The sequence below is a fragment of the Maribacter thermophilus genome (assembly GCF_001020565.1).
GTDB lineage: Bacteria > Bacteroidota > Bacteroidia > Flavobacteriales > Flavobacteriaceae > Maribacter > Maribacter thermophilus.
On sequence record NZ_LDAS01000001.1, the window covers coordinates 1,270,765 to 1,297,328 of the forward strand.

16 protein-coding genes and 1 pseudogene are annotated in these 26,564 nt (G+C 36.1%); 3 read left to right on the top strand and 14 right to left on the bottom strand.

The genetic code is table 11. The features are described from left to right. Window positions 1-176 precede the first annotated feature (176 nt). Complete coding sequence (locus AB657_RS05555) at window positions 177-788, top strand: recombinase family protein (RefSeq protein ID WP_047245585.1); 612 nt, start codon at window positions 177-179, stop codon at window positions 786-788. Here AB657_RS05555 and AB657_RS05560 read toward each other — a convergent pair. The 12 genes and pseudogenes from AB657_RS05560 to AB657_RS05615 form a co-directional block, all read right to left on the bottom strand. Beyond that, the gene (locus tag AB657_RS05560; protein ID WP_047245586.1) at window positions 724-2,673 is read right to left on the bottom strand and encodes a recombinase family protein; all 1,950 of its coding nucleotides are present in this window, start codon (window positions 2,671-2,673) and stop codon (window positions 724-726) included. The genes AB657_RS05555 and AB657_RS05560 overlap by 65 nt on opposite strands. Before the next feature lie 42 nt (window positions 2,674-2,715). Beyond that, window positions 2,716-3,561, bottom strand: a pseudogene (locus tag AB657_RS05565) (YifB family Mg chelatase-like AAA ATPase); the annotation flags it as partial. A gap of 55 nt (window positions 3,562-3,616) precedes the next feature. Next, window positions 3,617-5,359, bottom strand: coding sequence for a hypothetical protein (locus tag AB657_RS05570; RefSeq protein WP_047245587.1), 1,743 nt, complete (start codon window positions 5,357-5,359; stop codon window positions 3,617-3,619). A gap of 11 nt (window positions 5,360-5,370) precedes the next feature. Continuing rightward, entirely contained in the window at window positions 5,371-6,588 is a 1,218-nt protein-coding gene (locus AB657_RS05575; protein ID WP_047245588.1) for a DUF4249 domain-containing protein, read from the bottom strand. Between the two features lie 145 nt (window positions 6,589-6,733). After that, window positions 6,734-9,502 carry a carboxypeptidase-like regulatory domain-containing protein gene (locus AB657_RS05580; protein ID WP_047245589.1) on the bottom strand — a complete coding sequence of 923 codons (2,769 nt, stop codon included), beginning with the start codon at window positions 9,500-9,502 and terminating at the stop codon, window positions 6,734-6,736. After that, window positions 9,499-10,239, bottom strand: coding sequence for a hypothetical protein (locus AB657_RS05585; protein ID WP_047245590.1), 741 nt, complete (start codon window positions 10,237-10,239; stop codon window positions 9,499-9,501). Before AB657_RS05585 ends, AB657_RS05580 begins: the two co-directional genes overlap by 4 nt. Window positions 10,240-10,375: 136 nt before the next feature. Beyond that, window positions 10,376-12,769: a penicillin acylase family protein gene (locus AB657_RS05590; protein ID WP_047245591.1), complete on the bottom strand. Its 2,394-nt coding sequence runs from the start codon at window positions 12,767-12,769 to the stop codon at window positions 10,376-10,378. 219 nt (window positions 12,770-12,988) lie between these two features. Further along, window positions 12,989-16,420 carry a WGR domain-containing protein gene (locus tag AB657_RS05595; protein WP_047245592.1) on the bottom strand — a complete coding sequence of 1,144 codons (3,432 nt, stop codon included), beginning with the start codon at window positions 16,418-16,420 and terminating at the stop codon, window positions 12,989-12,991. Window positions 16,421-16,640: 220 nt separating this feature from the next. Further along, window positions 16,641-18,605: a protein-disulfide reductase DsbD family protein gene (locus tag AB657_RS05600; protein ID WP_047245593.1), complete on the bottom strand. Its 1,965-nt coding sequence runs from the start codon at window positions 18,603-18,605 to the stop codon at window positions 16,641-16,643. Beyond that, window positions 18,602-19,909, bottom strand: coding sequence for a tRNA lysidine(34) synthetase TilS (gene tilS, locus AB657_RS05605; protein WP_047245594.1), 1,308 nt, complete (start codon window positions 19,907-19,909; stop codon window positions 18,602-18,604). Before tilS ends, AB657_RS05600 begins: the two co-directional genes overlap by 4 nt. A gap of 40 nt (window positions 19,910-19,949) precedes the next feature. After that, complete coding sequence (locus tag AB657_RS05610; protein ID WP_047247830.1) at window positions 19,950-21,245, bottom strand: anthranilate synthase component I family protein; 1,296 nt, start codon at window positions 21,243-21,245, stop codon at window positions 19,950-19,952. A 3-nt stretch (window positions 21,246-21,248) separates the two neighbouring features. Further along, complete coding sequence (locus AB657_RS05615; protein ID WP_047245595.1) at window positions 21,249-21,785, bottom strand: NADPH-dependent FMN reductase; 537 nt, start codon at window positions 21,783-21,785, stop codon at window positions 21,249-21,251. A 130-nt stretch (window positions 21,786-21,915) separates the two neighbouring features. Here AB657_RS05615 and AB657_RS05620 point away from each other — a divergent pair, with 130 nt between their 5' ends. Then, complete coding sequence (locus tag AB657_RS05620; protein WP_047245596.1) at window positions 21,916-23,100, top strand: heparan-alpha-glucosaminide N-acetyltransferase domain-containing protein; 1,185 nt, start codon at window positions 21,916-21,918, stop codon at window positions 23,098-23,100. Window positions 23,101-23,239: 139 nt separating this feature from the next. On the opposite strand, the gene lpdA is transcribed toward AB657_RS05620, so the two are convergent. Beyond that, entirely contained in the window at window positions 23,240-24,646 is a 1,407-nt protein-coding gene (lpdA, locus tag AB657_RS05625) for a dihydrolipoyl dehydrogenase (protein WP_047245597.1), read from the bottom strand. 46 nt (window positions 24,647-24,692) lie between these two features. Then, the gene (locus AB657_RS05630) at window positions 24,693-25,151 is read right to left on the bottom strand and encodes an Lrp/AsnC family transcriptional regulator (protein ID WP_047247831.1); all 459 of its coding nucleotides are present in this window, start codon (window positions 25,149-25,151) and stop codon (window positions 24,693-24,695) included. 152 nt (window positions 25,152-25,303) lie between these two features. Here AB657_RS05630 and AB657_RS05635 point away from each other — a divergent pair, with 152 nt between their 5' ends. Continuing rightward, on the top strand, window positions 25,304-26,524 hold the full coding sequence (locus tag AB657_RS05635) for an aminotransferase class I/II-fold pyridoxal phosphate-dependent enzyme (protein ID WP_047245598.1): 1,221 nt from the start codon (window positions 25,304-25,306) through the stop codon (window positions 26,522-26,524). The last annotated feature ends 40 nt before the right edge of the window (window positions 26,525-26,564 follow it).

A 26,564-nucleotide genomic window follows, 5' to 3' on the forward strand; every position in this document is an offset into this window, starting at 1 on the left:
TATGAGAAAAAAAATTGAATTGAAAAGGATTGTATTATATTTAGACTATGGTTTATTTTTAACACACTTTTAAAAAAATATAAAACTAAAACCTTGATAAAAAAATGTACTATATAAACCCACCCTTTTTTTGATACATTTAATTATATTTTGTATCTTTATTTAAAATAAAAAATATGAATGCAAGGTATGTTAGAGTAAGTACATCTAATCAAAATTTAGAAAGACAATTGAGAGAAGATTATAAAAACGAAAATCTCTTTATTGACATAGTAAGTGGTGCAACTCCATTCTGTGAAAGGGAACAAGGTATAAAACTAATTGAAGCTGTTAAAAAGAAGGAAATAAACTATGTTAGTGTACACTCAATAGATAGACTAGGGAGAAATTTATTTGACATTCTTTCAACATTAGAAATATTCAATAAAAACAATGTTGTTTTAAAAGTAGATAATCTTGGTTTAGAAAGTTTAGTTAAAGGGAAACCTAATCAAGCTTTTAAGTTAATTATAAGTGTTATGGCTAACATAGCTGAAATGGAAAGAGAGACAATGCTAGAAAGACAAAAAGAAGGCATTATGATAGCTAAAGCAAAAGGAACTTACAAAGGCAGAGTTAGAGGGTCAAAAGAATCTGACAGTACAATCCTTTCAAAATATAAGAATGTAGTAAAACATTTAAAAAAGAATCAATCAATAAGAAATACTGCCAAATTATGTGAAGTTAGTGCAGGAACAGTTCAGAAAGTCCAGAAGATTCTAAAAAGAAATGAATCCATTCTTCAATAGATTTCCCTTTGGATTTAAAATCTAAATATCCATTAGATTTATTGATATAATCTTTAGCATTCTTGTCAACTGAAATCCTGCTTAATCCACATTCATTAGATAACCAATTCGGATTTTTTTTGTAAAAAGCTAAAATCTTTTTTTCTGTCCAATCAGAACAATTACCAAAAGGAATAATAGTGTTATGCAAGAAAAAAGCTTGATTCTTTTTATCAATATAAAAAGGAACTGAAACAGCTTTTCCTGATGGTTGTATGAAAAAATATTTTAATAAATCTTTATTATGTAATAAAGAAAGTTCATTTGTATTGGAGTTAAAAAACTTTGAAGTATAGAATTTCTCATCATTAATAGAAAGAAGAATGTCATTTCGAGTATCTATTACATAATGTTCATCTATCAAATTAATTTTAAATTTAAAGATTAAAGAATAAATACTAGTTTGATTATCCCAACATTGAACATAAATCTCACTTATGTACTTATTTACAATTTTTTGCTTTTCTAAAAAAGATAATTTATCAGTATAAGATTCAAACTCCTTCTTTCTATTTTTTACTAACTCTTGACTATTTTTTGCATTTGCAAGTTGTAATTGAAAGTCTTTAATCAATCTATTTTTCTCAATAATAGAATTTTTAATTGATTCCATTTTTTTCTTTGCATCTTCTTTTGATATTACAGCATCAGTTATAGCCTCTATTAAGTTGTCTTTTTTATTTATTAAACTATTGAGTGATTTGTGTTCTACTTTAATAATCTCCTCTATCTCATTAATCTTATTGTCATCTTTAACAATATCTTTTTCAATTAAATTCATCAACTCATCATCTCTAAAAAATCTTGACCAAACAGCACCTTCAATTTTATCAATATTTATACTTCTATTTCCACAACTGTTATTTTTAATTCTTTTAGAACTACATTGATAGTAGTGGTCTTTTTTACTTTGACGACTTCTCCCATACATGTTTCTACCACATTTATTACATTTTAAAATTCCTTTGAGTAAGTATTTATATGTAACTTTTTTACCTGAATTATTAGCGTTTTTAGGTATGTTATCATTAACTCTTTCCCAAAATTCAGTATCCAAAATTTGAGGCACATCTATTTCATTACCTTTCCATAATCTTTTTCCCTTATATATTGGATTTTTTAAAATTGTTCTAATAGTATTACCTTTCCATAAGGCATCTTTTTTATTTAAGGTTTTATACGAACCGTTGTATTTATCTTTAACCTTATATTGCCCCTTGCCTAATTTCTTATATCGAGTTGGAATATTTTTTTCATTAAGATAATTAGCTATGGAATCAGTACCCATACCTGAAAGAGATAAATCATAAATTTGTTTAATAACTTTACTTTCTTCTTCATCGATTATTAAATATCCATTGTTGTCTTTTGTAAAACCGTAAGCTACCATTCCATGAACCTTACCTTCTTTAACGTTCCTATCTAAAACAGCTTTAATCTTTTTTTTAAGTATGTCAACGTATCTTTTGTTTATTAAAGATGAAATACTTCCAATGAACATCTCATCAACATCATATAAATCAAATTCTTTCCCTCCTTCAAAGTATAATTTAATATTCTCTTTTTTGAATAATTCACAAACATGAAACCAAACTTCTGGATTCCTTTCAAGTCTATCTTGATTTGTAACAAATACAGAAGTAATTACACCTTCAGTAATATCATCAAGAAGTATATTAAAGTTTGGTCGTTTATCAATTGTGAGAGTTCCTGACAAGCCATCATCTTTATAGATTTTATATTGCAAATTTTCTCTATTTGCGAAATCTATTCCTGATTTAACTTGATTTTCAATTGATTTCGCATCGTGGTCTTCCCTAGAAAGTCTTGCATAAATACCTAACATACAACTAATTTTAGGTAAATATAATAAAATGGTTACATTCTACAATAAGACATCAGATATGGTATGATGAGGGCTACGAAAAGGTCTTTGGCTCATAAGCCCCATATTTTTTATCTTTCCCACTACACTATGAATTTTGGTGGTTTCCAAAGCTTCGTGCAAGGTCATGGGAGGCAATATGGAAGGGAGCCTTTTTGCAAGCATGGTCTTACCCGCCCCTGGCGGACCTATCAATATAATATTATGTCCACCGGCGGCAGCAATTTCCATACACCGCTTTATGCTCTCTTGCCCCTTTACATCCGAAAAATCAAATTCTGGAAAATCCAGGCTTTTATAAAATTCCTCTCGTGTATCTATAATGGTCTGTTCTAATGGGGTACCCTTATCAAAAAATTCTATGACTTGTTCTATATTATCTACCCCGTATACTTTTAAATCACCTACAATAGCGGCTTCCTTGGCATTCTGTGTGGGCAATATAAAACCGGTAAAACCTTCTTCTTGGGCCTTTATGGCAATGGGCAGGGCTCCTTTTATGGGTTGTAAACTTCCATCTAACGAAAGCTCTCCCATGATAATATACTTATCTATATCCTCTGATTGTATTTGGCCAGATGCTGCCAATATGCCCAATGCCAATGTTAAATCGTAAGCAGAACCTTCTTTTCTAAGATCCGCAGGGGCCATATTTATTGTAATCTTTTTACCGGGAATTTTATAACCATTGTTTTGCAATGCCGCTGCAATACGATAATTACTTTCTTTAATGGCGTTATCGGGAAGACCTACCAAATGGTAACCTATTCCTTTATCAATATTTACCTCAACCGTAATCGTTGTCGCCTCTACGCCAAAAACGGCACTACCATAAACTTTTGTGAGCATATTAGAATATTCAACGCTAAATGTAACCTTTTTTTATGGAAAGTACTGTGTTACATTAATTTACCTCGAACCGTTTATGTAATGAAACAGGCACTCCCTTTTCTGTAAAACCTTCAAAAGAAATTTCAAATTCGCCCGTAATATCAGAGCTGTAGAATTCTATTCGCTGCTCTTTATGGTCCAATTTATAATTTGGGTACCATAGCAATTGATATCTGAAATCCGGTAAACGCTCGTATTTTTCCTTTAACGGACCTTCGTAAGATTGTCGATAGTAGTTCTTATCCTCGTTTGGTTTAAAGAGCTTTTGTACCTCGAGGTTCTCGGTATAATAATTCTTGTAATAATCTCCGTTGAACGTGGTAATATCCACAACACCCTGAAAGGTAGTCGTACCATAAAAATGTTGGTCTCTAGATATATTTATGGACTTAATCTGATTGGCCGATAAGCCAAGAACACGCTCGTGGTCCAATATTAAAATTCCGTCTACGAAGACCAAGGGCAATTTTCCAGATTCTACATAAGGAGCGATAGGTCTTACATGAAACTCGTTTTTACCGTTCTTGTTCTTCTGCAACCAAACATGCTCCACCACCTCAACAAAAGTTTCTTTAATGCTCGGAAACCTAGTATAATCATCCAGCAAATATTTAGTGGAACCCGGACCATAAAAGCGATCATTGGGTTTTCCAATCAATATGGTATCTGGTTTTGAACTATAATAGGCATTTTCAATTTGGTTATGGATACTGCGCTCTTTTATGGCGGACTCCATACCCCTATCTAATATAAAACGACTGAAATCTAAATGGGAAAAATCCAATGCTTCTTCTGTAAACACAGTTACATCAGGTATCGTATCGGTCTGTGACAACACTTGCAAATACATTTCCCCTACATCATAATCTTCATCTACATTTATATAAAAACGACCATCACGATCAGTAACGGCGATTTTAAACAAATAGTCCTCTCCTGGAAATGATACACCGATCGGAGTATTTTCAACGGTTGATGTGGCCATGTTACCCAACACCCCTTGAATAAGTTCTCCCCTTAACTCTGGCAGTATAAGCTTCTCTATTTTTCTTTTTTGTGGATATCCCTTTTGAAAATCGAATGATGTATTTCTGTCCTTTGACTCCAACTCATCCACTTTTCTAACAGAAATCGAATAATTGCCCAGTCCTTCCAATGTGTTTGAGGCTATTTTCATTGAAATTGCCGCTCGTTTGGTATAGCTTGTTTTGTCCAACTCTAACCGTAATGGTTGCTTTCGTTTTAAACTACTACTGGCCCCTGTTGAACTTGACTCAACCAAATCTGTAGTGTTCTTTTCCCTAAATACTGTTTGATTGCTAGTATATGGGTTTATAACGGTCACATCCAGATCATAAAAGTAGTTTCTCCCGTTGTTGAGCATCCATTGGGTATAGGCTACTAATTTGTAATTTCCCGAGGGTACACTAGAGGGTATAAAAAAGTTGCTGTCACCTATACCATTGGTTAATTTTATTTTTTGATTTAAGACCACCTCTTTATTCTCATTGACCAATTTTAAGTAGGCGATCTTACTTACATCACTTAATTGCCCTGTATTTTCCTTTAGACAATAAATGGTGTAGTACAGGTATTCTCCCACAAAAACCAATCTTGAATTAGTATGCACATATACCTGTTCTTGGTGGGGAACCTCAGCATAGTTATTTTGTACCTTCGTCGCAGTAACCTGAGAATTCATTTGCAAAAAAGTGAAATGAATTGTTAGCAGCAGTATTAAATAATGTTTTTTCATATCAAAATTGTTTATTCCACCCAAAAATCCGGAACTACATTATCACCCAGTGCCGTACAATCACCACAAACCCTATATACCATAAAATAAGGCCCAGGACCATCTGTAAACAACAAATCATCTTGTTGTGAGTATTCGCTATAATATTTTATTAAATTTTGTTCAATACCATCTATCAATGGAGAACTACCCCCTTCTGTTATTAGTGCAGGGGCCAACAGTGGGCAATCACTTACATAAGAAGGCAAGTCTTCATCTGGAAAAAAATCATCGTAATCAAAAAATATACGTTCTTCGGAAACCGTGCTCACCTGAAAAAAGCCCACAACATCTTCATCGTCTGTTTGTGACCTAATGTTTCCTTCCAAGAATCCCGATTGTATTTGCGAAAAGAGACTTTCAGAGCCGGATAAGGTCTCCAAGGTTTCGTAATAGGCATATGCAGCCCTACTCTGCACAAATTGCCTTACCAAGATGCTATAGCGATGAGACAAAATATAATTGTCCCTATTAATGAATCTTACAGGAAACTTACTCACCCTATCTTCACTATATTCGGTCGTATTCTCCATAATAATACCATTAGACAATTCTGTTCTATAACAAACTTGTTCTTCTTGTGTTCTTGCCCTAATATCTACTTCTGGGTTTGGAAGTGGCGAAACCACATAGGCATCCGCCGAGCTCCAATATGGAGCTATTATTTTATAAGTCTCCTCATATTCATACCTGTAATATTTTGATTGCCCCGTGGGGTCGTAACTATCTACATAAATGAACATCCCCTCTTCGGCTCCATCATCTTTAAAATCTCTTTCCGCATATACCCTTTCGATAGGATTAACGGCGGGCACCTCCATCTCATCGGACACGTACGTATTACCATCCGTTTGTATGGTCAAAGAGTATGTATTTCCGGAGACCGCCGCAAACGGACTGCTAGACTCATACACGCCCGAAGAGGTTTCCGTAAAGTTATAAACGCCACCATTGCTATCCCTTACCGATACTTGTGCTCCACTAACCCCGGACATTAGAACGGTATCTAAAGGAAATGTCCTGGACACCAATACGCGCTGCGTTTCGCTATTGTTCGTAATGGTTGCCTCTACCACCAAGGCACTTTTAAACTCTGAGTTTTCAATTTCAAATGGCTCCACACAACTATCGACCACAAAGCCGAGGCCAATGATTATGACTACAATAATGCTTAATCTTAGTTTCTGCATTTGCCTTTAGTTTATTTTTAAATCCAGCATAGCAACACTTCTACACTGATGAATTATATTATTTGCCCGTACACCATATCTACTGTTACCAAATGACATGGATAGAAAACAAATCTTTAAAAACCTCATTTCCCTTTTCATGACATTAAAATTTGAAATTATAGGTAATCGTAGGTACTGGAATAGAAAATATGGAGCTTTGATACGCTTTTAAATCTCCATTTTCCGTAACAAAGAATACGGAATATGGATTGTTTCTACCCAATACATTATAAACCGAAATATTCCAAAAACTATGGGCCAATTTATTTTTCTTATGGTTTCCCTCTATATTCAATCCAAGATCCAGTCTATAGTAATCCGGTATTCTAAACTCATTACGATCGCTATAGACCACATATTCAGAATTATTAAAGTTATACCGAGCTACCGGATAGGTCACCGGCCTACCTGTTTGATATGCCAAGTTTGCGGACAGGCTAAATCTTTTTGTCAACTTATAATTTAAGACGGCACTAAAATCGTGCGGTTTGTCGTAATTGGTAGGAAAATATTCTCCATTGTTAACACGTTCCTCTGCAAATTCACTATCCAGTTTTAAGAAAGAACGCGAATACGTATACCCCAACCATCCATTCAGTTTGCCCGAATTTTTACGAATTAAAAATTCTACTCCGTATGCCTGTCCATCACCTTGCAATGTTTCTGTCTCTATAGTTTCGTTCAATAAAAGTTCTGAGCCGACTTTAAAATCCAACAGATTGTCCGCTTCCTTGTAATACCCTTCCAAACTTATCTCATATTTGTTGCCATCAAGGTTTTTATACAACCCTAGTCCTACTTGCCTTCCCTTTTGTGGCTTTATATTATTGTCGGATAATTTCCAGGTATCTATAGGGCTAATGGTCGTTGTATTGGACAATCTATGAATGTATTGGTATGTAGTATTATAGCTTGCCTTTACCGACAGGTCCGGCCCCAAGAAATACCTGGCCGAAAGCCTTATTTCGGGCCCACCGTAAGTTTCCACAATTTCATTATTATCATAAGAAACGGTTTCTGTCAATGTTTCTTCACTTTTAGGCATGTTTTCCTCATAAACACGGGCATTTGTAGGGCCTAAATATGCAAACATAGAATACCTCAGCCCAACATCTATGAGCAGCTTATCGTTTACTTCAAAATTATCGGAGAGATATATGGCGGCCTCAAAGGCCTTTTCTTTTGATATGATCTTAGGTTCAACTATAGAGTTACTGCCATTTGGTTCTAAATTACCTGGTTGAACGTTATATAATTTTGCCGATAGCCCATAATCAAATTTATGTGCCTTGCTGTGCAAATAAGAGAATTTGAATTTAGCTTCGGTCTCGTCCACCACAAAACCTAAATCAAAATTGTTATCGGAATTACCTTCATAACCAATGTTAAATTTATAGTTACTGTTGGCGATCACCAAGCTTCCGGTATTCTTATCATTGAACTTATGGTCCCATTGAAAGGATAACAACCTGTTATTATAACCATATACAGAATCAGAGGTAATGCTAAAGGCATCACTACTATAATACCCCATTGCCTTCATTGTGTTTTTTTCATTGATAACATGGGTATATTTTGCAATGGCATCGTAAAACGATGCCTCGCTATTACTTAAAGATTCATCGTCTAGAGACCTTAATATCCATCCAGAGTATGTTCCCCTACCACCAATGAGCAATCCAGATTTTCCTTTTACCACGGGTATTTCCAAGGCCACATTTGAAGTAACGGGACCAATGGCCGCTTCACCAGAAAATTTTTCGTTGTTGGCATCTTTAGAAGTGATATCAAAAACAGATGATAAACGACCTCCGTATTGCGCGGGTATACCTCCTTTTAATATTTTAAGATCCTTGGTCGTAAATGGGTTCAAAGCCTGAAAAATCCCAAAAAAATGCGAGGGATTATAAATAACGGCATTGTCCAACAAAATTAAATTCTGATCGGTACTACCACCTCTTACATTAAAGCCCGCAGCACCCTCACCAGCGGTAGAAATACCTGGAAGGGTCGTCGCTACTTTTAAAACATCGCGTTCCCCAAGTACCAGAGGAATGTTCTTGGTTTCTTCTACTACTAGATCCGTACTACCAGATAAGGCCTCCTCTACATTCTTGGCGGCATTTGCCTCTACGATAACCTCATCTAAAAACTCAACACTTTCATTTAAATCAAAATTTAACTGTCCGTCATTAAAAACTATGATTCTGGTAGTGCTCGATTCTATACCCAAGGAACTTGTTTTTAGAATGCTTGTTCCTGCCGGTACCTCCAGTTCATAATAACCATCATCATTAGTGGCCGTTCCCGTATTTTTCCCATTTAATATGATAGATAAATTGGAAATAGGTTGATTTCCTTCTGTTGTTCTTGCATAACCACTTATTTTAAACGTGGTTCTTGCATCCGACAAATTTTCTTTCCCGATTCTTACCGTTCTATCAATTGTATTTTTTTTAGAAGCCTCAATATTTGAAAACACGGGATTACTGGTTATTCTTGTATAATTGGGATTTTCTGAAACAGAGTCCTCTTCCTTACCAAAAAAACCTTCCGGTAAATCTGCATAAATACTATTGTTTTGCGTCAATATTATTTTATCATCGGAATATTCAAAATAGTTTAAGCTTGTTTTCTCAAAAACCTTCTCTAGAATCTCACTTAAAGTGGCATTACCGAACTTTCCGGAAAAAGTTTCTCCAGAAAGCCATTTATCGTCATAAAGAAATACAACTTGGGATTCTTTTTCTATTACTGCCAATATATTGGCAAGGGGTTCATTTTCAAATTCGAAATTAAACTTCGATTCATTTTCCTGACCAAAAATTAGGCTCCCGAAAAATAATACGAATAGCGGTAATAATCTTTTCATAAATCTTGTGGCCTATTATTGATGTTAAAAGAATCGGAGAGTTTAGAAAAGAAGTTTTTCCAAAAAACATCTTCATTGTTCTTTTTTGATGCTTGATTATAATTTTCATTGATGAATTCCTTCATATCCGGCCATATTCTGACGACATCTTGCTTTCTATCTATTTTATAAAATGTATCATTATAACCGATTACGTAATTATTTTCATGGATAAATTCATAATACACGGTAGTTCCCCTTATTCTTTTAAACCTTTTGGTTCCGTTCTTTTTTAAAAGGGTCAAAGAATTTTTCTGCATTAACACCTCGTAGAAGCCTTGAATATTGGTATCACCGGATGCCTCTTTAATATGAATAAAATCACTCCCCCCTATACCAAAGCGGTCAATCTTAGATTTAAAGAGTATTATCGTAGGGTAGGGATAATTATAACCTACGTTCAAAAGAAGTTGATCTGCATCCAGATCATATTTTAAAGGTACTTGGTCATAAAACTGACCATCGTACACTACCGAACCAAGTTGAAATTCACTGCTTTTGAAGAATTTGTGCTTTTCGTTAATGGTTCTGTACAACTCAATATATTCAACTCCATTAAAGAGTCCAGTATTGAATCGTTTAACATGGTCATCGAACCAATTATAATACTTTGGTTCTTTATGCACACTTTGAGCTATTGTTATTTTGGCGGAAACAATAGTCAACAATAGCGCATATACTATTGTTTTGGTTTTCATATAGTTGGTTATTGTTTCTAAAAATAACAAAAAATAGATAAGAAGTAGTGTTTTAAAACACTACTTCAAAAAAATTAAGAAATATGCAGAAAAATATTTCTAAAAAAAGATATGATCAAAAATAGATGCTCAAATATCATTTAGCTTTAAAAACCAATACGGAAGACGCCTTACTTTTAATCTCCTCTTCGTTCATCATCATTTTTCTAAACTTGCCCTCAATGTACATCTGCGCTTGATCATCGTAATGTTCACTGAACGGATTACCGGATTGCCCTGTCGGCAAAATACTTATGCTGTTTTCTACGTCCGAGAAATCGATAACCCTTCTTGTTGACGGACCCGAAGATACTTTATAAAGCCCGGTGCTATCTATTGGAAAAGCCAAATTATTAATTACCTCTCTAGTACCGTGAACCGGAAAAGGCCCCACATTAAAAAACGACCTTAATGCCTCTACTTGGCCAATTGGATGCCCGTGTTCAAGGGTATGTACCTTGTTCCATGTCCACTCTGCTGCATTAGGCCCAAGGCTTTCCTTTAATGATCTTATTGCATCCAAAAATGAATGCTGTACGATCACTTCTCTGCTTTCTACCAAATCTGCCGTAGCTACATTGTCCCACCAAATAGATTTTTTATTGGCGATTATTGGGGCTATGGATCTTTTCACAAGATGTGTAGAGAGTAATTGATTGAACATTTCGGGACCCAATTCATCTTTAAATATGTTTTTTAATAGATAATAGACCCATCCTGTATACACGGTAGCTTCTACACTCTTTAAGCTATAAGTACCATCCCAGGAACGCAACGAATCCAACAAAGCAACTTCTTCTGTATCTAATTGCGACCTATCTACCAATTGGGTCAAACTTTCTATTATCTCTTTGTGAACCGGAGACGTAACGTCCAATATCATCTTGGAGACTTCCTTTGTATCCCAATCGTCTTTTGGCTCTAAAAGCTGTACAATTCTTTTTGCCCTATTTTCTGGAAGATAATAACCCGGGTATAACATCCCCGCTATTGAATCTGGTTGGTTGTTTGCCGAATAAACATAGTGCCATGGAGGATTTACCGCCTGCGGATTTTCAGAAAAATCCAAATATTCTTTTTGCTCTGGCAGTCCCTTATCGTATTCATATACCAATTTGGTATTTACGCTATCGGGTATTCTATAAAGTTTGGCGGTCGCGAACCAGCCTATATTTCCTTCTGCATCGCCGTACATAATATTCAACCCTGGCGCGTGTATTTTAGGAAGCGCCTTTTTAAAGGCCGTTAGGTTTTCGGCATGGCTAAGTTCGTAAAAGGCATCTACGACGGTATTTTTCTCTTGTGTGTAAATCCAAGACATAGCAATGGGCCGCTCCCCTACTACTTGATCTGCAATACCGTTTAAAATAGGTCCGTGAGATGATTTTTTAAACGAGAAGGTAACATCTTCCCAATCTTTTACCTTAATAGTTTTGGTAATCTCTTCATAATCTACCCATTTACCATCTTTCTTATATTGATTATCATTGGACGGATTGTTTTCTTCATAATAAAAATCAACATCGTCATTTTCGAACATAGTCATGCCATAGGCCAGGTTTCTATTATGCCCCAACACCGGAAAAGGTATCCCGGCCATGTGATAACCATATTTTGAATAGGTAGGTGTTTCGATATGGGCCTCATACCACACCGAAGGTTGGGCGAAACCTATATGGGGGTCGTTCGCAAAAATTACTTTTCCGTTCTTGGTCTTTTCGGGCGCAATTACCCAGCTGTTGCTGCCTTCAAAAAGAGGCAGCTCCAATTTACCTAAAACATTGGTGACCATTGCCGTAATAGAATTACCTATAGAATCGGTTTTGTTTTGTGGATAGTTTTTGATCCACTCGGTATCGGTACTGGAATGCAAAGGTAAATCCGCCAAATACTCCGGTCCTAATTTATCTTTAATATTGGTCAATAAAGGGTCTGTCTTATGCCCCATGGCAAAGCTAAAGGCCATATATCCCATAGTATTATACACATCGTTTATGGTAAATTCTTTTTTATCGATTCCCGTCAAATAAAACTCTACAGGTGTGGGGCCTTCCGCTATAAATTGGTTTACACCATCTAAATATGCCGAAATTATACCAACGGCTTCCGAATTCTTGTTCAGTTCGTCGATGGCCTTTTTTGAAGCATCATCTATACCCAATGACAGAAAAAACTTATCGGTGGTAATTAGATTCTTTCCGAATACCTCTGAGAGTCCGCCACTACCAATTCTGCGCAATAGCTCCATTTGCCATAACCTATCTTGGGCATGCACATAACCCAATGCCCTAAAAGCATCTAGCTCGTTCTCACTATAAATATGGGGCACCCCATATTTATCATAATATACATCGACGTTCTGTTTTAGACCTACAAGTACTTTTTCTCCTGAGTAATCTGGCTTTAAGATCTGAACAAAAATTATGGCGGCAATGCCAGCCAGCACTGCGAGTACCAAAAACAATATGCCTATCTTTTTTAATGTTTTCATAATTGTTTCGTGAGTTTACACCTCAATTTAAAACTATTTTCCACATTATAGGCCTCGCAGTAATGCTTTTATCACATTAGATAAGTATATCCATTACCTTTCACCGAACGCTCGCCCGATTGGTTTAATACAGAGAAACAATATTCTTCAAAATACCCTTAAAATCTATGAGCAATTCATCCAGAATTAACAAATTTGATTCGTAAAACAAATACCTAATTACGAATTTTCTATAAACTCTAAAGAGGAATGCAAGGCATTATTCAACTCTATACCTAAATTGTTATAATAGGTCTTAAAATGTTCAAATTGTTGTAACCATTCTTGATTATCCACCCTACTGGAAATCCAATCTTTGGCCAAGGGGTTTTCACAATAATAAATAGACCGCAAGGCCTGTTCATTAAAACCTTCCCTAAGAAACAAGGCACAAATCGCCTCCAACATTTCTTCTATCTGCTGCTTAGAAAATAAAAGTGTAGGGTTTATTTTGGCATCATAGCTTTCAGAGAACAATTGTGAAAAAATCACATATCTTACTTGTGAATCGACCAATTTTTCACTTTCGTTTATCTTACCTAGCAAATATTTAAATATTGTAGGAAGATGGGCTACGTTTATGAAGAAACATGCCGCTGTCTCCAACGACTTTTTATAGACAAAACTATTTCTAAATTGATCCTCCCCTAACTCTAACATAGCCTTTGCTATTTCTAGGTTAGAATCATTTTCATCGGTAAGTAAATTAGGAAAGCCACTATCAGGACTTTTAGTTATATCATAGGCCGAATATTCTATAAAAGTAAACAGTTGCAATATTGTTTCTTTCTTATTAGGTATATTATTGAACCATAAAAATTTAAAACATCTTTTGGCCAGTTCTTTGTCTTTTACATTTACCACCGTTTCTAAGAGTATTTCCGGTTTTAACTTGCCCAGAATATCATCAATGGCAACAAAGTACTTTGTCCTTTCCTCTTCTGGAGTCTTAAACCTGTCAAAACCCTTAAAAGAGTCTTCCAATAATTTAAGGGCCTCTTTGACTTCCTTTATATGTTCATTTTTTTCACCTAAGACCTCTTTAATATCCTGGTAATGTTCACTAATCTCATTTCCTTTAAAATAGTGTTCCGTTGCTTCTTTTAATAGTTTCTTATTGGTTACCAAATCTTTTACATCCCAAAGATATATTTCGGCAAACTTGCGTTTATGGGGTTCTTTCCACAGATCTTTATAATCTAGTAGTTCTTTAACCAAAGAATTGGCGTGCACAGCTTTATCCTTTGTATTTGGATTGCATGCATGGATATAAGAAAGTAGTGGTATTTTGAATTGTTCTTTTCTTAACAGGGCATCAAAACTACTCCATAAATTGAAATTTAGAAGGTTGTTCTTTAACCATCGCATACGTACAATCAAATTTTCTTCTAGATGTGGATAGACGGTAATGGATTTCCACCACAGATTTAAACGTTCGACGCTACTTTTATAGCTCTGCGTTATATATATCAAATAGGCCCTTCTTATTAAAAAGAGGTTTTTAAATTCGCCCCCTTTTTTTATTTCCACATCATAAAAAGCATCGGTGTGCTCAAAAAACAATAATGCCTTTTTAGTTATTTCCAGTTGTCCTACCTCAATGTTCTCTTTAAGGAGTGAGGCAACTTCGTTGTATCTGGAATCCAAAGAAAACCCAAAGTGCAGCAACCAATACAACGCTACATAAGGATCATTGGCAAACATAGGTTTTTCTTCATTGTACTTTTTTGATACTTCTTCCGAATCTTTAAAAACACCAAAAGGGGATACCGTTTTACGATGCGCCCAATCCATAAATAAATTAGAAATCCATTGATATCTATAAGCCAATGTCAGAGTATCGGGTACTCTTTCCTCTGCTTTATCCCTATAATTGACTTTGTATTTTTTTGCGTTTTTAATTTTTACCGGAACTATGCTTCCATCATCATGTCTATAACCATACGTACCGGACTTACACCGCCTGTCTACCAATATCCAATCTCCAGAACTTGGGTATATGTCCCCTTCCTTAACCTCTGTATCCTCATAGATACCCAATTTCTCCAACCCTGCCAAGTCTCCATAATATTCACCCCAACTTTTCATATAAGACAAAAACCTTTCTATTTGCAGAGGGGTTTCGTCTACCGGGGTGTTTGCATTTTTATCAATGATATTCTTCTTAGAGACCAATGCCGAATACAGAGCATCGTAATTGAATTTTAAATAAGTTCTCTCACTACGATCAATTATTTTATCTTCAATTATTGCGTTAGTGTATAAAGAATATTCTGAATTATATTTTAAAATAGGACCTATATCTTCTTTATGTCTTTTGGCATGCAGCAAAATATCCGTTTTACTATTTTCCCCAAAATAAATACCCTTATGAGGTAGGTAATCATTTTGGGTTATGTTCTTTACCTGCACATCCCCTAAAACTATTAGCTTACTGTAAGAAGCACCTATGATCAGATCGTTTGCATAGACGTTTCCGGTGATGATAAGCTGGCTTCCACTAAAAATTTTTATGTAATTAGTATTCTTGGCCAAGTACAGTACTCCGTTCACTTTTAAATTTCCATCTATTATCAACGGTTCATTTCCGGTAAGCACTAAATGGCTTGGTGTTTCCCAACCTTCGTTTATAAATTCAAAACTTGTATGTGCAAAAGTAGGATCGTACTTTTCTTGGTCAAACACCAATTTCTTTAACTGGGGATATTCTTTCAAAAGAGCACCCTTTCGCTTTATATTTTCTTCTCTTCTTCTTTTTTTTGATAAACTCTCCACAACAAGTTTCACCAAATTATCCGAATACTCTGTAGTAAGAAAAATATATTCTTTTTTGTAGGCCTCTATCAATCTCTGCGACACTTCCTTTCTTTCCTTATAAAAAAGAAAAAACAATGCCCCACATGCCCACACAACAGCGTAATTGTCATATAACTTTATCAGTATCTCATAATAGTACGTCGGATCAAAATATTCGAAACTTAACGATTCACGTTCTTCTTGTTCCTGTAAATTTTTTAATGAGAGACCACTTAAAATTTTAGCTATCCCCGAAAGTGGAATAGCTGTAAAGTGGTTTTTTCCTCTTTTAAACTTTTTGATGCGTTCAACATACTCATATTTTCTGATTGTAGTAAATTTTGGTTGACTACTGATTTCATCATTGAAATCTTTAAGAGGAAATACATCTGACAAATAATACTCCCCCTTCTCTAAATCATTGCAAATTAAAAAGCAGCATGGCCATTCCAGCGCTTCCCCCTTTGTTTTATCTACCCAGAAATAAAATTGTTTTTCTTCTAAAAAAGTATCTGATTTATCCAAATCATCCAACTCTAGAAGTGATATGGCATCTTTTAAAATTACTTGATCTACAACTGGTAAGTTCCCTTTCTTTCTTGAAGGATTCTCTAAATAACGGTATCCCTTTTCCACCATTTTTAAGAGCAGTTTTTGCCCCTTATCATCTGCTGTGCCGTATGTTTTATATTTTTTGGTGGTACTATTTCCTAGTGTACCAACTTTGCCTTCTGTAATTGTCAAAGAATAATCGTCCGTAACTATTTTCCAAAACTTATGAACCCCATTACTCTTATACTCTAAGTAATCTCTCATTAAATACGTAATTTGAATCTAAAATTACATTACAATTTATGTACGCCATATACACAAATGACAATGTTTAACAAACAATGTTTTATTGATAATAATTCCTGTAAAAAAAATGATTATTTAGTAAACGATAAATACACATCACCTATCGGTCTGTTTAATTGGCAGATAAAGGATGAGTTAAAGCATAAAAAAGATATGTCTTGTTTAAAATCATCTAGATCTACTGTTTAAAACGCCCTAAGCCATCTTTCAGCCAATTCTCATAGGTTTCGGCATCGGTGTTCTGAATAGAACTATTCAGCACTTCCAATTCAGGCGAAAGCAGTACATAAAAAGGCTGTGAAACCGCATTAAAGTTAACATCTTGGAAAGTACCCCATTTTTGCGCTATATTTTGAATACGTTTTATTCTGCCAGAATCATATTGAAAGTCGAATTGCTCGTTCTCTGGAAGTTCTTTTCGATCATCTACATATAGTGATATAAGCACGTATTCATTTTTTATCATCGAGTACACTCCGGGTTCGCTCCATACATTCTCTTCCATTTTTCGGCAGTTTACACATGCCCAACCTGTAAAATCCAAGAGAATAGGCTTGTTGTTTTCCTTGGCAAAGGCCAATCCCTCATCAAAATCCTTAAAGCAATCTATACCAAGCGGGCAGTCGGATTCTTGCTCAAAGACACTATAAAACTCGGGTGGAGGAAAACCACTTAACAATTTAAGGTCGGTCACCTTTGTTAGACCAAGAATTAAATACAGAGTAAACAAGGCACTGATGAGCCCTACCGACTTTCGTCCTACCGATAATTTTGCTTTTGGACCATCATGTGGAAACCTGAATAGACCAAAAAGATACAAGGTCATTAAAAGTCCTATCAATATCCATATACCTATAAAAACTTCTCTTTTTAATAATCCCCAATGGCCCACAAGGTCGGCATTTGATAAGAATTTAAGTGCCAAGGCGATCTCTAAAAAGCCTAGCACCACTTTTACCGTGGTCATCCATCCTCCTGATTTCGGCAAAGAATTTAACCATGCCGGAAACAGTGCGAACAAGGCGAACGGAAATGCGAGGGCCACCCCGAAACCGGTCATACCTGCTGTTAAATTAGTCGCCATATCACCTTCCGCCAAGGTGGTTCCTCCCAGCAAGCCCCCTAATATAGGACCCGTACAAGAAAAAGATACGATGGCCAATGTAACCGCCATAAAGAATATACCCAACACACCTCCTATTTTTGAAGAGGCAGCATCCATCTTATTGGCCCAAGAACTAGGCAACGTAAGTTCGTAGTAACCAAAAAAGGAAAAGGCGAAAAATATAAATATGACAAAGAATGCCAAATTAAGCCACACGTTGGTGGCAATGGTATTTAATATTTGGGAATCTACAGAATCAAATAGATGAAATGGCAGGCTTAACAGAAAATAAATAAGGACTATAAAAAACCCATATAAAAGTGCATTTGCGATACCTTTTGATTTTTTTTGCGATTGCTTGGTAAAAAAAGAAACGGTAAGAGGTATCATTGGAAATACACAAGGGGTAAGCAATGCGATCAACCCACCTAAAAAACCAAGACCGAAAATAATCCATAGGTTAGAACCGCTACCGATATTTTCCTGGCCCTTGGTAAGTAGTTCTTTGTTCTTTAGATCTAATTTCAACTTTGAGGTAAGGACCTTGCTTTTATCGTCTATTACGGCCACGGTAGTATCTATTTCAGAACCGTCCAAAGAAAAAACAAAATCGATATCTACAGGAATACATACCTCTTTACAGACCTGATAGAACAAGTTCACCTTGACCTTTTTTACGTCGGGTTTCAATAACTTTATTTTTTGGGTAAAAACGGCCTTCTTTTTAAAGAAGGTTTCTTCTACTTCAAAAATATCGCTGTATTCTTTAAGAGTGGCGCTTTCTTTTGCTTCACCAACAAGCTCATAATCGGCACCTACCTCATAGAAAGTAAACTCGCTTGGTAAAGACCCGCCCTCGTCGGTATATTGCGAATATACGTGCCAGCCTTCGTAAATGTCCCCTTTTACAATAAGCTCGTACTCAGTATCGGAAAGCTGGTTCACCTCATGACTCCAGATTACAGGGTTATCATCGTCTTGCGAGAAAATTGCAACCTGACTTAAAAACAGAAAAAAAACTAAAATAATACCTCTCATATTTTTAATGCTACCCTTAATATTTTTGTCGTAGAATCCTTTATTTTAAAACGATCGTCCGCTCTTTTGCCAATGACCCACACTATTTCATCATCTGAACACAATAACCATTGTGCCTCCTTGGCAAGGAGATTCATTTTTTCGTCCTTAAAGTATTTTGACAACTTTTTTTTGCCATGAAATCCCAATGGATAAAAATAGTCGCCCTTTTTCCATTTTCTTAACTTCAATGGATACTTTAACGTGTTTTTATCTAAAAAAATTACATTTTTAACATTCTCTTTCTTTTCTTCAACTACCGAAAATTCTAATTGAACGGGAGATTGTATACAGCTTGTCCCCTCTTCTATTGTGTATTCCAAATTTTCAGTGTCATCCATACGGGATAAAATGAGATAATTTCTATCTTTTAGAAGTACAAAATTCTCAGAATGCACTTGTTTTCCGCTTATTGCATCCAACAACCCTAAAACATTGTTCCATTCGGTAAAACCATAGTCGCTCAGCAAACCATAAAGATAGGCCTCTAAGGGCTTTAACTTTTTCAACTCATTAACGGGTATCTTAATGATTCCGTTTTCTTCTACGAACAATCTACCCTTAATGTTCTCCAGTTCATTTTTCGCTATTGCCTGGGTCTGGTTCAAATACTTTTGGGTATTGTTGAAGTTGTGAAGAAAAGTAGGGTGCAACTCTTTTAGTTTTGGAATAATGTTCAACCTAATCTTGTTTCGCAAGTATTTGGTATCCTTATTACTTTCATCCTCTCGCCATTGAATGGCATTTTTTTGTGCGTATTCTAAAATTTGCTCTCTAGAATATTTGAGCAAAGGCCTATAAACATTGTTCGATTTAACCGGTATACCCGTTAACCCATCTATACCGGCACCCCTTGACAAATTAATAAGGAATGTTTCTAGATTGTCGTCGGCATGGTGTGCGGTTACCAAAATACCCAAACCATGTTCAGACATTATCTCTTTAAACCAGGCATACCTTAACTCACGTGCCGCCACCTGAACGGAAACCTTGTTTTTTTGAACATAGCCAGTGGTATTAAAATGAGTGACATAAATTGGCCTATTTAGTTTCTGCGCCAATTCTCTAACAAAAAGCTCATCACCATCACTGGCACTTCCCCTTAAATTAAAATTACAATGTGCTAGAGAAAAATCCATGTTTGCAGAACTACATAAATGAGCCAAAACCACACTATCAACACCACCGCTGCAAGCCAGTAAAAATGGACCTTTTAATAGTTCCGGAAAATTATTGGAAACATGTGTCTTAAAATCGTCTAGCATAATACAAAGTTAACCATTTAGCTATGTAAGCGTATATGCATTATTCTAAAACTTGCCGCATTGCCTTGGCTTTTAGCAAACATTCTTCGTATTCTTTTTCGGGCACAGATTTGGCCGTGATGGCGCTGCCCACGGCATAAGAAAGATATTTTTTTGTCTCGTTATATAAAATACTTCTAATAACGACGTTAAAATCAAAATCACCATTGGGTGCAAAATATCCGACCGCACCGCTATAAAGCCCTCTTTTAAAAGATTCCATCTTTTCTATAATCTCCATGGCCGAAATCTTAGGCGCCCCTGTCATACTTCCCATCGGGAAAGTATTTTCAATAATATCCACAGGGTTTTCGGTAGATTCGACCTCACAAGCAATGGTAGATATCATCTGATGTACCTGCTCAAAAGAATATACCTTACACAATTCTTCAACAACAACACTGCCCTTAAGCGCATTCTTTGAAAGATCGTTCCTCACCAAGTCTACGATCATAATATTCTCTGAACGTTCTTTGGTATCCGATGCCAGGTTTTCTTTTAGCTCCCGATCCTTCTTCAAAGAACTTGATCTTGCCGCAGTACCTTTTATAGGTTGGGATATAATTTTATTACCCGATCTCTTAAGATACCGTTCCGGACTGGCACACAGTAAAAATTTATCGAATATTTTTAAGTAGGCAGCAAAGGGAGCCTTAGAAATAGTATTAAGTTTTGTAAAGGTGCCCAGAGGGTCCATAGAAACATTTTCGGCATAAAATTCTTGACAAAAATTAGCTTCATAGATATCACCTTTATGTATAGAGCTCAATATTTCTTTAAGACGCTTAAAATATTCGTCTTTAAAGATTCTCATCTTTATCTTAATACCCTCTTTTTCTTTTCTCTCCTCTTTAGGTAGGGTATTGATATCAAGTATTTCCTTTAAATCCGAATCAATTTCGTCCGAAACCATATTTAGGTAGCAGAACTCTACCTTGTCGCCTTTTACCTTAATTATTTTTTTGGGTTGAAAAAAATAAAGTTCGGGAAACTCCAGACCATCATAATTACCAGAAACCAGTTTTTCGGTATCATTTTTAAGGTCGTAGGATAAATACCCAAAAATCCAATCGTTTGTCTGTTGTTGATATTCCTTTAAATCGTCGAACGCCCCATAAGAATCGGTAGATATACCGGTAAGACCTTCTACGGCCAATATGGCCTCATACGAGTGATACCTACTTGCATGCTGGTTACTATCTAACAAAACGGCCTCATCGAACTGTTGGGCCCACACCAACATCGATGTCTTAAAAGCTTCAATATCCGTAACGTTATGCGAAATTGTATGCCTCAACAATTAAGAAATTGCTTCTAAAAATTCTTTTAAGACCGTGCCGTGCGATTTTGCCAAGTCGGCATCCAATATGCCCTTCTCCTTATCAAAATTTTCGTAATAGCTTGGCAATGAAAAGGTACCCGTAACAATAGCGCCAAAACGGACAAGTAATTTTTCGGAAACCTCAAGAGATCCAATAGCACCGCGTTTGCCGCCAGAGGTGGCCATGAGCAACACCTTTTTATCCTTAATAAATTCCCTATCCAATCTGGACAACCAATCTATCAGGTTTTTAAAATATGCAGATGGATTACTGTTATGTTCATTAACAGAGATAATTATACCGCTTGCAGCCTGAATATCGTTCTTGAATTCTGCCAAAGAATTGGAGAAACCATTCTCTCTCTCATAATCTTCACTGTACATCGGAAAAGGACAGTTATGCATGTTCATTAGACGTACTTCCCTGTCCGTAATCAAACTAGCTGTATAGCTAACCAATTGATAGTTTATGGATTTAGATGAATTACTGCCTGCAAAACCAAAAATATAAGCCATAATATTTTGAAAATAAGTATTGTACGAAAATAAGTCAAAACCTATTGAGTTGCCAGTATTTTATATAATTTTGCCGTTTTAACATCTAAGCACGCTGTAAATTAAGTATATAGGTTACTGATAAGATAAAATGAACGATCACAAAAAAAGGTTATATTTTATTGATGCCATTAGGGCATGGGCCATATTAATGATGCTTCAAGGGCATTTTATAGATGGACTTCTGGACAATGCCTTTCGTGACAATTCTAACCTTTTATTCAGTACCTGGAAATATTTTAGGGGAATTACGGCCCCTGTTTTCTTTACCGTTTCAGGATTTATATTCACCTACCTATTAATTAAGGTTCCACAAGTCGGATGGAAGAACCCCAGGGTAAAAAAAGGCATAAAAAGAGGTTTTGAGCTACTGATCATAGGGTACTTATTACGTCTTAATCTTTTTGGCCTTTTAAAAGGCGAGATCTACAGTTCTTTTTATTTGGTAGATGTACTGCACTGCATCGGACTGTCTATTTTGGGTATCATCTTAATTTATTTAAGTACCGTAAAAACAAAAAAATGGCTTTTCCCTACTGCATTGTTATCTGTAACCATCATCCTTTTTATTTTAGAACCGGCATATAAAACACTTAATTTTAATGTCCTACCCCAATGGTTGGCTAACTATTTTACCAAAACCAACGGTTCTGTCTTTACTATTTTCCCATGGTTCGGCTACACTACTTTTGGTAGCTTTATGTCCGTTCTGTTTACCAAATACAAGAACAGTAAATTTCTTTACCCTACCGCAATTTCCTTATCCGTAATCGTTGGTTTGGTCCTTATACTATACTCTTCCAACTTCTTTTTAAATATTTCCAAAATAACGGGCATTCAAATATTTGCCGATATCTTCTTTAACAATTATCTATTTATTCGTTTGGGAGACGTTCTTATCGTTTTCTCCATTTTTATGTTGTTCAGACAGTTCTTGACCCATAAGACCGCGCTAAGATTAGGGCAAAGCACCTTATCTATTTATGTGGTTCATTTCATTATTTTATACGGAAGCTTTACCGGACTGGGCCTATATGGTTTCTTTAACCATACCCTTACCCCGTGGGTGGTTATACCAGGGGCCATTACCTTTATGATCGTATGTTCCTATTTGGCTCTACGCTACGAAGATAAAAAGGCGGAAATAAAAGAAAGCCTAAAAAAGGTATTCACCATTTTTCGACTTCAGATAGAGAGGTTTATGGTTATCTTTTTAGGGTATACCAGAAGTTTTATATCCAAACTTGTAAAGTTGTTCGGTTTCATAAAAAGCTGATACATATTAAAAAAACATAAGTCATACCACATGGCCTACCTTTTTTACAAAAAATAAGAAAACGGCTATAATGTAAGATTTTAATTAAAGTAAAAAAGCAGCTATAACAGCTGCTTTTTTATACTTCAATTTTATTGGATTACACGTGTAAAGCTCGGTCTTCGGTAGCTGCCAAAGCTGCCTCTTTCACTGCTTCTGCGTACGTCGGATGAGCATGGCTCATACGGGCAATATCTTCTGCCGAAGCCCTGAATTCCATGGCGGTCACCCCTTCGGTGATCAAATCTGCACAACGGGCACCTATCATGTGCACACCAAGAACTTCATCCGTAGCTTCATCGGCCAATATTTTTACAAATCCGTCAATATCCATACTAGCTCTTGCACGCCCTAGGGCACGCATTGGAAACTGCCCTACTTTATAGGCAACACCTGCTTCTTTAAGCTCTTCTTCCGTTTTTCCAACCGCAGCTACTTCTGGCCATGTATATACAACTCCCGGAATTAAATTATAATCGATATGAGGTTTTTGTCCGGCCAACTGTTCTGCCACAAAAGAACCTTCTTCCTCTGCCTTGTGCGCTAACATAGCTCCTTTTATAACATCACCTATCGCATATATGTTATCTACATTGGTTTTTAAATGATCATCTACGGCTATCTTGCCCCTATCATCTACTTTTACCCCCGCAGCCTCTAGGTTAAGACCATCGGTATAAGGCCTTCTACCTACAGAAACCAAGCAGTAATCTCCTTCGAACACTACTTCTTTTCCTTTTTTGTCATCTGCCTTTACCGTAATCTTGTCTCCTTTACGTTCTACGGATTTTACTTTATGAGACAACGCAAATTTCATTTTCTGCTTCTTCAGCACCTTCGTCAATTCCTTAGAAAGCGCACCATCCATTCCCGGTATAATACGATCCATATATTCTACCACGGTTACCTCTGCGCCCAATCTTTTATAGACTTGGCCCAATTCCAAACCAATGACACCTCCACCGATTACGATTAAATGTTTTGGAACCTCTTTTAATTTTAACGCTTCGGTAGAAGTAATAACACGCTCTTTATCTATTTTGATAAATGGCAAGCTAGAAGGTTTTGAACCTGTAGCTATAATAATATTTTTTGCCTCGATGGTTTCTGTCTTACCATCGTTTTTCTTAATATTTACATGGGTGGCGTCTTTAAAACTACCTACCCCTTCAAATACCTCGATCTTATTCTTATCCATTAAAAATTGAATGCCTTTGGTGGTTTGATCAACAACCCCTTGCTTTCTGGCGATCATTTGTTCAAGGTTCACCTTTATCTCACCAGGAATATCGATGCCGTGTTCCTCAAAATGTTTAACGGCGTCTTCATAATGATGCGAAGAATCCAATAATGCTTTTGACGGAATACATCCTACATTAAGACAAGTACCTCCCAAGGTGGAGTATTTTTCTATTATTGCAGTTTTCATTCCTAATTGCGCACAACGTATTGCCGCAACATATCCTCCAGGACCTGAGCCTATAATGGCCACATCATATTGATTCATAAATTTATTTTTTTTTGCTATTGTAAAATTAATGCTTTTTTAATTTTTAGAGGGGTATTGCAGTGGAATGCTTCACTTCTTTTATCGTAAAAGAACTTTGGGTACTACCAATATGTGGCATTGCCGTTAATTTTGACACCATAAAACCGCGGTAGTCTTCCATATCCCTTACATGTATTTTTAATAAATAATCAAAATCACCACTTAAATGGTGGCACTCCACCACTTCTTCCAGCTTTAAGATTGCATTTTCAAAATGACGAATGTTCTCTTGTGTATGCTGCACTAATTTTACATGGCAAAAAGCTGTAAAACTTTTTTCTACCTTGTTCTTATTTATTAAGGCCACATACGATTTAATCGTATCGCTTCTTTCCAACCTTTTGATCCGTTCGTAAACCGCCGTTGCAGAAAGCCCCAACGTATTCGCATACTCCTTTGTAGTCTTTTTACAGTCCGACTGTAACAGCCCCAATAACTTTATATCAATTTTGTCAAATTTCATAATGAATAATTTTCTGATTTTGGTGCCATCCATGCACCACGATAGATGAAATATCCAAATAAATCTTATAATTAGATAAATTTACTATATATAATCACATCTATTGACAATATATCTGCATTACTGTATTTTTAATGACAAACATTATAATTATGAGTCATAAAGAAGCCAACGATTTACAGGATTTACAATATTTCGGAGAATACGGAGGTGTTAATCCTTCCATATCAGATTCTTCCACCTATACATTTCTATCTGCAAAAACCATGTTCGATACCTTTGAGGGCAACACCGAGGGCTGCTACCTGTACAGTAGGCACTCCTCCCCTTCCAACCTATATCTGGGGGAAGCTTTAGCTGCCTTGGAAGGTACCGAAACGGCGAACGTTACCGCAAGTGGTATGGGTGCCATTACGGCGGTAATATTACAATTATGCAATGCCGGAGACCATATAATTAGCAGTAGAACCATATATGGGGGCACTTATGCCTTTATGAAAAACTTTTTAAAGAAATTTGACATTACCACCTCTTTCGTCGATATCACCAATTTAGAGACCATAAAAAAAGCCATTAGGCCCAATACAAAAATGATTTATTGCGAGAGTGTAAGTAATCCTCTGTTGGAAGTAGCGGACATCTCTGCCCTTTCTCGTATTTCAAAGGAGAACAATATTCCTTTGGTAGTAGACAATACGTTCTCACCATTAAGTATAACACCCGCAAAATTAGGAGCGGACATCGTTATCCACAGTCTCACAAAATTTATAAACGGTACTAGTGACGCCGTTGCCGGTGTTGTCTGTGGTACTAAAGAATTCTGTTTAAGTTTAAAAGATGTAAACAACGGCGCAGGAATGCTGTTGGGCAGCACTTTGGACAGTCTTAGGAGCGCTTCTATCCTTAAGAACATGCGAACATTACACATCCGCATTAAAAAGCACAGTGAAAATGCCCACTTTTTAGCGGAAAGGTTCGAAAAAGACGGCTTAAAAGTTATTTACCCCGGGCTACCCTCACATTCTGGCCATTTGATCATGGAAGACCAAATGAACCCACAATATGGTTATGGAGGCCTATTGACCATAGATGTGGGATCTTTGGAAAAAGCCAATGCCCTAATGGAAATGATGCAAGAACGTAAAATAGGTTATTTGGCCGTAAGCCTTGGTTTTTATAAAACTTTGTTTAGCGCACCAGGTTCATCCACATCTTCAGAGATACCTATGGAAGAGCAGATTTCTATGGGATTGGGAGAAGGACTCATCCGTTTTTCGATAGGTTTGGACAACGACATACAACGAACTTACGAATTAATGAAAAAGTGCATGATAGATCTAGAAATACTAAAAAGGGACACCAGTAATGTTTAGCATAGGGCACTTCTAGTTGCACATCTTTTTCATAAATCGT